At 63.6% G+C, this 9,192-nt stretch carries 10 protein-coding genes; 3 read left to right on the forward strand and 7 right to left on the reverse strand.

The window, feature by feature from the left end; translation table 11 throughout:
- Nucleotide 1: 1 nt before the first annotated feature.
- Complete coding sequence (gene rplS / locus Q1L59_RS10450) at nucleotides 2-367, forward strand: 50S ribosomal protein L19 (protein ID WP_300331888.1); 366 nt, start codon at nucleotides 2-4, stop codon at nucleotides 365-367.
- Nucleotides 368-442: 75 nt separating this feature from the next.
- Here rplS and folE2 read toward each other — a convergent pair whose 3' ends face one another.
- From folE2 to xseB, 4 genes are all read right to left on the reverse strand, one after another.
- Nucleotides 443-1,267 (reverse strand): GTP cyclohydrolase FolE2, encoded by an 825-nt coding sequence (gene folE2 / locus Q1L59_RS10455; RefSeq protein ID WP_300331891.1) that lies wholly within the window; start codon nucleotides 1,265-1,267, stop codon nucleotides 443-445.
- Nucleotides 1,268-1,294: 27 nt separating this feature from the next.
- Nucleotides 1,295-3,175 (reverse strand): 1-deoxy-D-xylulose-5-phosphate synthase, encoded by a 1,881-nt coding sequence (gene dxs, locus Q1L59_RS10460; RefSeq protein ID WP_300331896.1) that lies wholly within the window; start codon nucleotides 3,173-3,175, stop codon nucleotides 1,295-1,297.
- 64 nt (nucleotides 3,176-3,239) lie between these two features.
- Nucleotides 3,240-4,163 (reverse strand): polyprenyl synthetase family protein, encoded by a 924-nt coding sequence (locus Q1L59_RS10465; RefSeq protein ID WP_300331899.1) that lies wholly within the window; start codon nucleotides 4,161-4,163, stop codon nucleotides 3,240-3,242.
- A complete protein-coding gene (xseB, locus tag Q1L59_RS10470; protein ID WP_300331902.1) occupies nucleotides 4,160-4,429 on the reverse strand; it encodes an exodeoxyribonuclease VII small subunit in 270 nt (89 codons plus the stop codon). The genes Q1L59_RS10465 and xseB overlap by 4 nt, the downstream gene beginning before the upstream one ends.
- 208 nt (nucleotides 4,430-4,637) lie before the next feature.
- On the opposite strand from xseB, the gene Q1L59_RS10475 reads away from it, so the two are divergent.
- Both Q1L59_RS10475 and Q1L59_RS10480 read left to right on the forward strand, forming a co-directional pair.
- Complete coding sequence (locus tag Q1L59_RS10475) at nucleotides 4,638-4,961, forward strand: hypothetical protein (protein WP_300331905.1); 324 nt, start codon at nucleotides 4,638-4,640, stop codon at nucleotides 4,959-4,961.
- Nucleotides 4,962-5,068: 107 nt separating this feature from the next.
- Nucleotides 5,069-5,995, forward strand: coding sequence for a hypothetical protein (locus tag Q1L59_RS10480; protein WP_300331908.1), 927 nt, complete (start codon nucleotides 5,069-5,071; stop codon nucleotides 5,993-5,995).
- A gap of 160 nt (nucleotides 5,996-6,155) precedes the next feature.
- Here the strand turns inward: Q1L59_RS10480 and Q1L59_RS10485 are convergent, their stop codons facing one another.
- The 3 genes from Q1L59_RS10485 to Q1L59_RS10495 are packed head-to-tail and all read right to left on the reverse strand — an operon-like array spanning nucleotide 6,156 to nucleotide 9,090.
- Complete coding sequence (locus Q1L59_RS10485; protein ID WP_300331911.1) at nucleotides 6,156-6,779, reverse strand: ParA family protein; 624 nt, start codon at nucleotides 6,777-6,779, stop codon at nucleotides 6,156-6,158.
- Nucleotides 6,776-8,119 carry a TAXI family TRAP transporter solute-binding subunit gene (locus Q1L59_RS10490; protein ID WP_300331913.1) on the reverse strand — a complete coding sequence of 448 codons (1,344 nt, stop codon included), beginning with the start codon at nucleotides 8,117-8,119 and terminating at the stop codon, nucleotides 6,776-6,778. Before Q1L59_RS10490 ends, Q1L59_RS10485 begins: the two co-directional genes overlap by 4 nt.
- A complete protein-coding gene (locus Q1L59_RS10495; protein WP_300331916.1) occupies nucleotides 8,116-9,090 on the reverse strand; it encodes a quinone oxidoreductase in 975 nt (324 codons plus the stop codon). The genes Q1L59_RS10490 and Q1L59_RS10495 overlap by 4 nt, the downstream gene beginning before the upstream one ends.
- Nucleotides 9,091-9,192: the final 102 nt, after the last annotated feature.

Here is a 9,192-nt window from a genome sequence, read left to right on the forward strand (position 1 = left end):
AATGAATCTGATCGAGCAACTCGAACAAGAAGAAATTGCCCGTCTGGGCAAGGTCGTGCCGCCGTTTTCGCCAGGCGATACGGTGGTCGTGCAGGTCAAGGTCAAGGAAGGTACGCGCGAACGTTTGCAGGCTTACGAGGGGGTCGTCATCGCGAAACGCAATCGCGGCCTGAACTCGAGTTTCATCGTGCGCAAGATATCGTCGGGCGAGGGGGTCGAACGGACCTTCCAGACGTATTCGCCGCTGGTTGCCGCGATCGAAGTCAAGCGGCGTGGCGACGTGCGGCGCGCCAAGCTGTATTACCTGCGCCAGCGTTCCGGCAAGTCGGCGCGGATCAAGGAGAAGCTGACCCGCAAGCAGCGCTGACCGCGCGCAGCAAGGACCGTACGCAGCCGGCGAGGCAGATGCCATCGCCGGGCTGTGCCGGCCGCCGCTGCATCGTCAGCTTGCCGCACGCAGCCGCTGGTCGCTTTCGATCAGCGCGTAGGCTGAATGGTTGTGGATCGACTCGAAGTTTTCCGATTCGACCACATAGGAATCAATGCGCGGTTCCTGGTTGAGCCTTGCAGCGACATCGCGCACCATGTCCTCGACGAACTTCGGGTTGGCGTAGGCACGCTCGGTGACATACTTTTCGTCGGGCCGTTTGAGCAGGCCGTAGAGTTCGCACGACGCTTCGGATTCGACGATCTCGACCAGTTCCTCGATCCACACGTGGTCATTGATGCTCACCGTAACGGTGACATGCGAGCGCTGGTTGTGCGCTCCACTTTCCGAAATCTCCTTCGAGCAGGGACAGAGGCTGGTCACTGGAACCACCACCCTGATCTTTGAATCGATTCGCTCGTGACCGATCTCGCCGATCAGCGTGACATCGTAATCCATCAGGCTCTGCACTCCGGATACCGGCGCCAGCTTGTTGATGAAATAAGGGAAGTTCATTTCGATGTGACCGCTTTCGGCTTCCAGGCGGGCGAGCATCTCGCTCAGCATGCGGGGGAAGTTCTCGACTGAGATCTCGCGCTCCTGGCTGTTCAGGATCTCGACGAAGCGCGACATGTGCGTGCCCTTGAAGTTGTGCGGCAGGCCGACGTACATGTTGAACACGGCGATCGTATGCTGCACCCCGCCGGACTTGTCGAGCACACCTACGGGGTGCCGAATCGCCTTGATGCCGACCTTGTTGATGGCGATCCGCCGGGTATCGGCGGAGCCTTGAACATCCGCCATGACCGTAGGTTTGTGCGGCGTTTCGGGTGCGTTCATTGCTGCTCCTGAGAGTTATTCGTCTGGTTATTCCGCCTGCGGCGTGGCCGTGCCGAGTTGCGCACGATGCTCGTCGGCGGCGCGGACGATCCCGTCGCGGTCGAGTCCGATCTCGGCGAGCAGGAGAGCATGATCGCCATGCTCGATGAAGCGATCGGGAATACCCAGACGGACGAGCCGCGGCGCGTGCGCAAGCCCTTCGAGCACGCGCTCGACCTCACTGCCAGCGCCGCCAATCAGCGCATTCTCTTCGACGCTGATCAGCAAAGAATGTTCCGCCGCCAGGGCGGTAATCAGTTGGTGGTCGACGGGTTTGGCGAAACGCATGTTGGCCACCGTCGCGTCGAGCGCTTCGCCGGCCGCCAGGGCAGGCGTCAGCATGCTGCCAAAAGCAAGCAGTGCGATGTCCCGGCCGCGTCGACGTATTTCGCCCTTACCGATTTCCAGCTCGACGAGCTTCGGCTCGATCGCCACGCCAGGGCCGCTGCCGCGCGGGTAGCGCACGGCGCTCGGCCCGTCGTGTCGATACGCGGTGGTCAACATCCTGCGGCACTCGTTTTCGTCGGCCGGCGTCATGACCACCATGTTCGGAATGCAGATCAGGTAGGAGAGATCGAAAGCGCCGTGGTGCGTCGGCCCGTCGGCGCCGACCAGACCGCCACGGTCGAGGGCGAGCACCACCGGCAGCTTCTGCAACGCCACATCGTGCACCAACTGGTCGTAAGCGCGCTGCAGAAAAGTCGAGTAGATCGCCAGCACCGGGCGCAGGCCTTCGCACGCCAGCCCGGCGGCAAAGGTGACCGCATGCTGCTCGGCAATTCCTACATCGTAGTAGCGGTCAGGGAAGCGCTCGCTGAATTCGAGCAGCCCAGATCCTTCGCGCATCGCCGGGGTAATTCCGACGAGTTTGGTGTCGGCCACCGCCATGTCGCACAGCCAAGTCCCGAAAACCTGCGTGTAGCTGGGTTTCGCACCGCTTGGCTGGCCGGCGATGCCAACTTCCGGCTGAAACTTCGACACCCCATGGTAGAGAATTGGATCGACTTCGGCGAGCTTGTAGCCCTGGCCCTTCTTGGTGATCACATGCAGGAACTGCGGCCCGGACAGGTGCGTCAGATTCTGCAAGGTCGGCACGAGCGATTCCAGGTCGTGGCCATCGATCGGCCCGATGTAATTGAATCCCATTTCCTCAAAGAGCGTCGCCGGCGTGAGCATGCCTTTCACGTGCTCTTCAGCGCGTTTGGCGAACTCGCGCAGCGAGGGCGAAAAGTCGAGCATCTTCTCGCCCGCCTTGCGCGCCGCATTGAACGTGCTGCCCGAGAAAATGCGCGCCAGATAGCGGTTGAGCGCACCCACCGGCGGTGAAATCGACATGTCGTTGTCGTTCAGAATGACCAACACGTCGGCGTCGGCGACGCCCCCGTTGTTGAGTGCTTCGAATGCCTGTCCGGCCGACATCGCGCCGTCACCGATGATTGCCACGACGCGCCGCGTTTCGCCTTTCAGCTTGGCGGCAATCGCCATGCCGAGCGCGGCCGAGATCGAGGTCGACGAATGCCCGACGCCGAAGGTGTCGTACGGGCTCTCGCTGCGTTTCGGGAACCCGGAAACGCCGCCGTGCATACGCAGCCGGGCCATTCCCGAGCGACGCCCGGTGAGCACCTTGTGGGCGTACGTCTGATGGCCGACGTCCCACACCAGGCGGTCGTGCGGCGTGTCGAAGACGTAGTGCAGGGCCACCGTCAACTCGACGGTACCGAGGTTCGACGACAGGTGTCCGCCGGTTCTCGACACCGATTCGACGAGAAAGGAGCGCAATTCGCTGGCCAACTGCGGCAGTTGCCGGCGGTCGAGTTTGCGGACCTGGGCCGGGTTGCTGATCGTGTCGAGCAGAGGATAACGGGTCATCGATGATCTATCCTGCATGGAAACTTGGCGGAGCGGCACAAGCAGTGGTCGGCAGCGGCACGCTTCAGAACTTGCGCCGGGTGATGAAGTCGGTCAGTTCGACGAGGCGACGGCTGCGTTCGGCAAAGACGCCCAGGGCTTCGACCGCCTGCTGCTGCAGGTCGGCCGCCAGCTGGCGGGTTCGTTCCAGACCAAGCAGGCTGACGTAGGTCGGTTTGGCGGCTGCCGCGTCCTTGCCGGCGGTCTTGCCCAGCGTGGTGGTGTTGGACGTGCAGTCGAGGATGTCATCGACGATCTGGAAAAGCAGGCCCGCCCGTTTGGCGAAACGATCGAGCGATTCGCGTTCGCCTTCGCTCAACGCTCGGCCGCAGAGCGCGCCGAGCAGTACGGCTGCCCTGATCAGGGCGCCCGTCTTCAGCGCGTGCATCATCTCGAGTTCGGGCAGGCAGAGACTCTGGCCAACTGCTGCGAGGTCGATCGATTGACCGCCAGCCATGCCGCACGAGCCGCTGGCGCGGGCCAGCAGGCGGATCATTTCGCGCTGTCGTTCGCTGCCGCCCGGCAGCTCGCGCGCGAGAATCTCGAACGCGAGTGACTGCAGGCTATCGCCGACGAGCAGTGCGGTCGCCTCGTCGTATTCGACATGGCAGGTCGCCCGCCCGCGCCGGAGAACGTCGTTGTCCATGCACGGCAGATCGTCATGAACCAGCGAATAGCTGTGGATCAGCTCGACCGCGCAGGCCACGACCTCCAGCCTCTCCGGGGCAGCTTCGCTGAGCTCGCCAGCAGCAAAGGCGAGCAAGGGGCGAACCCGCTTGCCGCCGCCCAGGCTGGCGTAGCGCATGGCCTGATGCAATCGGGCGGGGATCGCTTCGCCGGAGGGCAGCAAGCGCGCCAAGCTGGCTTCCACCCGCGCCTGGACGCTGCGCATCCAGTCGGTGAATGACGACTCGCCTTGCCCTGGCGCCAGGTCGTCGAAGCTGTTCATCGGGCCTCACCGCTGCTGCCGGCAAAATCGCGCAAGCTTCCGTTGTCGAGAATCTGGATCTGGCGCTCGGCTTCGCTCAGTTGTTGGTGACACAACTTCAGCAACTCGCTGCCTCGCCGGTACGCGGCAAGCGATTCGTCGAGAGCCAGGCGTCCTCCTTCCATGCGCTCGACGATCTGCTCAAGTTGGGCGAGCGCCTCCTCGAACTTGAGTTCGTGCAAATCGACGGCTTCCTGGGACGACGGCTCGCGGTTGCCTGCGGTCACTGATCTTGCTCCTGAGCATCGGCGGGCTTCGCCGGAAACCGCCGAAAATAGCCTATAAGCGTGCATCCGGTCAAATGGAAAGCGCGTCGAGGGTGCAATCGAAAGTGCGACTGGCGGCGGGGCGAGGGAGCCGGTGGCCTTCGGCGCTAGACAAATGGGCTGAGGCAAGGTAAATAGTCATGGGTCACTTCAACGTGGAGCGAAACCCATGGCAAAACAGTGGTCTGAAATGGAGGGGCGACTCAAGCCGAGTCGGAGTTTGGAAGAGCGGTTGCGAGAGCATCCGGAGCTCCAGGCCAAGGTCGAGTCGTTGTTGGCGGTGGTCGAGAACGCGGCCGGCGATGTCGAGAAGGCGGCGGAGGCGGAGCGGCGGGTGACGGAGGAACTGCGGCAGCTGGGCAGCGAAGCGTTGCACAGCTGGGCGCGACGGCAAGCGCCGCGGAAGGAAGAAGAGGTGGCGCAACAACCGGGCGTGCAGCGGAAGGAAAAAAAAACGTCTATTGGCAGACGCTGTACGGCAGGATCGAAGTAGCGGAGCAGGTCTTCCGGCAAGGGACCCGTGGGCCGCAGATCAGGCCATTCACGCGTTCGGCGGAGGTGGTCTGCCGGGGCTGCTCGGAGCCGCTGCAGCGAGCGATCGTGGATTTTGGAGCGGACACGCCCGCGGCGCGCATTCCGCAGAAGCTAAGAGAGCATTACGGTATCGAAGTGTCCGCCGGTACGTGCTGGCCGATCGTCTTGCGGCATGCCGAGACGATCGACGAGCGGCCGAAAGCGGCGGCACAGATCCCAGAACGAGACGGGGTGGCGCAACTGATCGCCGAGATCGACGGGAGCATGATTCCGGTTGTGGAGATGGCCGAATCGAACGACCAGAGCGCGAAAGGGGACCGCCGCAAGACCCGCCAAGTGGGCTGGAAGGAAGCGCGATTGAGCCTGGTCCATACGCCGGGCTCGGTTACCCCGGTGTTCGGCGCCACCGTGGGACCGCCCGATCAAGTCGGAGAGACCCTGTTGCGTACGGCGGTTCAGGCCGGACTGGGGCGGAAGACCCAGGTCCATGCGGTCAGCGATGGCGCCGCATGGATTGCCGATCAAGTCAGTGAGCAGTTCGGACTCCACGGCCACTTCCTCGTCGATTTCTACCATGTCTGTGACTACCTGACGGCCGCAGGGAAGACGATCGCCGGCACGGCGGCGAGGGCTTGGCTGGAAACGCAGAAAGATCGGCTGAAACAGAACCGTCTCCAGGACGTCCTCGACGAACTGCAGCGATTCGTCGAGGACGACACCGTTCCCGATGACCACGCTCCAGTGCGCGCGGCGCATCGCTATCTCACCAATCGCCCGGGGCAGTTCAACTATCAAGACGCGCTCATGGCCGAGCTGCCCATAGGGTCGGGCGAAGTCGAAAGCGCACACCGTTACGTCATCCAGGACCGTCTCAAGCGGCCCGGCGCCTGGTGGAAACTGAAAAACGCCAAGCACATGTTGGCGCTGCGGGTCTGCCGTGCCAACCACGAGTGGGACAGCTATTGGCAGTCCAGAGGCCAACAGGCGGCCTGATCCACAGTCGCACTTCCAATTGCACCCGCGCGTCGAGCGCGTCGAGCAGCCGCCTGACAATTGCGTGTGCGTTTGCTGCGCGGCAGGCAGCGACGTGCGCGCTCGCCTGGATCAAGGGCTACAGGCTTGGTGCGGCGCGGGCGAAATCTCGCCGCGCCTTCTAGCTATTCGCCCAGTCGATGATCGGCTGCCACTGCTCGACATCGCGCGCTGCGCGCGATGGGGTAAGGTCGAAAATCGTCATGCCGAGCATTGTCGTCTGGACGTAAAGCTGTGTGTTGCGCAGATAAGCGAGGACGGGAACGTCGAACCTGGCGAAGAAGTGCTCGAGTTCGGTGGCTGAGCGCGTGCGCGGGTCTACGCGCATTCCGACGACGGCAACGAACGCATTTTCGTTGCGCACGGCCTTCTCTTCGAGCAAGCCAGCCAGGAAGTGGCGCGTTGCCAGCATGTCGAACAGCGAGGGCTGCACCGGTACCAGAACGCGATTGACCTGTTTGACGACGGTATCGAGAGCCCGGCCGTGCAGGCCGGCCGGCGTATCGAGGACGACGTGCGTCGTTCCCTTCGGCGGTTTGGCCGTCTTCCCCGGTTCGATTTCCCAGTTGCGAATCTTCGGCAGCGCTTCGGGCCGCAGGCGCAGCCATTCACGTGACGATTGCTGCCGGTCGACGTCGCCCAACATGACGCGATGACCGCTGCGTGCGAGGTGACCGGCCAGATTGATCGCCAGCGTCGATTTGCCGGAACCGCCCTTGGGATTGGCAACCAGGAAGGATCTCATCGTCTCTTGTCCTCGTCATGGATCGCGGCCAAGCGCCGCAGCTTTTCGCGAACCAAGTTTATGTGCTCGCGCAAAGTGTAAAGCAGATCGGTAAAAGCCAGTGGAATATTGCGCGTGCTGGCGTCGTCCTCGATGCGCTCGAGACGTTCGACGTAGCTCTGATGGGAAAGCGGGTCGTAGGCAGTACGCAGCTCGTTTTCCAGAAACTTCAGGTCGCCGTAGCAGCGGTAGATTTTCGAGCGCACACGCCAGGTGTAGATCGTCGGGGCGAATTTGAGGAGCGGCAGCGAGATCATGACGAGCGGCAGAATCATGACGAACATGCGCTCGACGAGAACGGCGAGCGAAAACGGCAGGTAGCGCTGGAGAAACGGTGGCCCCGACTTGTAGTAGCGCTGTGCGTCCGGCGAGAGCAGGAAACTCTGGTCCTTGTAGGTCGGGAATTCGCCGGCGCGCTGGAAGAATCCCCCTTTGCCGTTGACCTCGGTCATCGCCTGCAGCAGCAGTGTTGCCAAAGCCGGATGCAGGTCGTCGCGCACGACGACGTTGGCCGTCGTTGCCAGAAGAACGGTATCGCGTGGCGGCAGGTCGCGTACCAGATCGACGACGCCGCGCGGCAGAACGATCTTCGACAGGAAGGGGAAACGGCGCAGGTAGGCGTCGGCCTGACTGAAACTGACCACGCGCAGACCAGGCGAACGCAGCATGACCTGGACCACCGGTGCTTCCTGGGCGGCGACGATGAATGCGGCGTCGATCTCGCTCTGCTGCAGCGCTTCGGCCGCGGTCAGCCCGGCCAGCGGAACCAGATTCGGGCTGTTCGGCTTGATGTCGTTGGCTTCGAGCAATTGCAGCGCAAGGCCGCGGATGCCGCTGCCCTCTTCACCGACGGCGATGCGCCGGCCTTCGAGCTGATACAGCCGGTCTACGCGCTGCTCATTACGGTAGAAGACCCAGACCGGTTCGTAGGACACGCTGCCGAGCGAGAGCAGAGCGCGCGGGCGTTCGTCCTCGTTCTCGGCCGGCGGGGCGATGCCGCCCTGGACAAAGGCGACATCGGCTTCGCCGCTTTCCAGCCGCTTGAGGTTCTCGTACGACCCGGCCGAGGTGCGCACCTCGAGGGTGATTCCCTTCGCTGCGAGCAGCGCCGCGTAACGCTGCGCGTACGCGTAGTAGGCGCCGGTATCGCTGCCGGTACTGATCGTTACCCGCCGCGGCGGCTCGGGCGCGACGAACTGATAGGCAACGAGCAGGCCGACTGCGGTCAGGAGGACGATCGGCCACGCCGTTGCCAGCATGTAGCGCACCGCCACCAGGCGAGCGCGCAAGCGCTCGATCACGGCAGCAGGATGGTCGATCCGGTCAGTCTGCGGGCTTCCAGGTCACGATGCGCCTGCGCGACTTCGGCCAACGGGTAGCTCTGGTTGACTTCGATCCGCAGCTTGCCGGAGGCGACGGCCTCGATCAGCGCGCCGCCCAGTTCGAGCAGGTCGGCGCGTTTCGCCGTGTAATGCATCAGCGTCGGTCGCGTCAGGAAGAGCGAACCCTTCTGGGCCAGGAGCAGCGGGTCGAAAGCCGCCACCGGGCCGGAAGCGTTGCCAAAGCTGACCAGCATGCCGCAGGTACGCAGACTGTCGAGCGAGCCGGCAAAGGTGTCCTTGCCGACCCCGTCGTAGACCACGGCAACGCCTTCGCCGCCGGTGATTTCGCGTACTCGGCTGACGAAGTCTTCACGCGTATAGTCGATCACATGGTCGCAGCCGTGCGCCGCCGCCAGCGTCGCTTTGGCCGAGTTCGACACCGTGCCGATGACCGTGGCGCCCAGCGCCTTCGCCCACTGGCAGGCGATCAGGCCGACGCCGCCAGCCGCGGCGTGGATGAGGACCGCGTCGCCGGCTTTCACCGGGTAGGTGCGCAGCAGCAGGTAGGCGCTGGTCAGACCCTGCAGCATCATTGCCGCCGCGGTGTTAAAGTCGATCGTCGCCGGTAATTTAAGCAGGCGGTCGGCCGGCAGGCAGCGCTCCTGGCTGTAGGCACCGACCGGCCCGCCAGCGTAGGCGACGCGGTCGCCGGCTGCCAGATCGCTTACCGCACTGCCGACGGCAACGACGACGCCGGCGGCTTCCAGGCCGAGCCCACTTGGTTGCGGCAAGGGATAAAGGCCGCTGCGGTGATAGATGTCGATGTAGTTCAGGCCGACCGCCGCGTGCCGTACGCGGGCTTCGTGCGGGCCGGGTTCACCGACCGGCACTTCCTCCCAGGACATGGCTTCCGGCCCACCGGGGTGTTGCAGACGAATGGCAAATGGCATGGCGGATCCCTCCTTAGACGTGGTCTGACAGTCTATGCGCCCGCCTGCTTCTTGAGCAAGTGAAAAAAAGAGTGTGTTGCTCGCCACTTGTGGTTCACCCGG

Origin of the sequence: Accumulibacter sp., from assembly GCF_029255125.1 — a bacterium.
Taxonomy (GTDB): domain Bacteria; phylum Pseudomonadota; class Gammaproteobacteria; order Burkholderiales; family Rhodocyclaceae; genus Accumulibacter.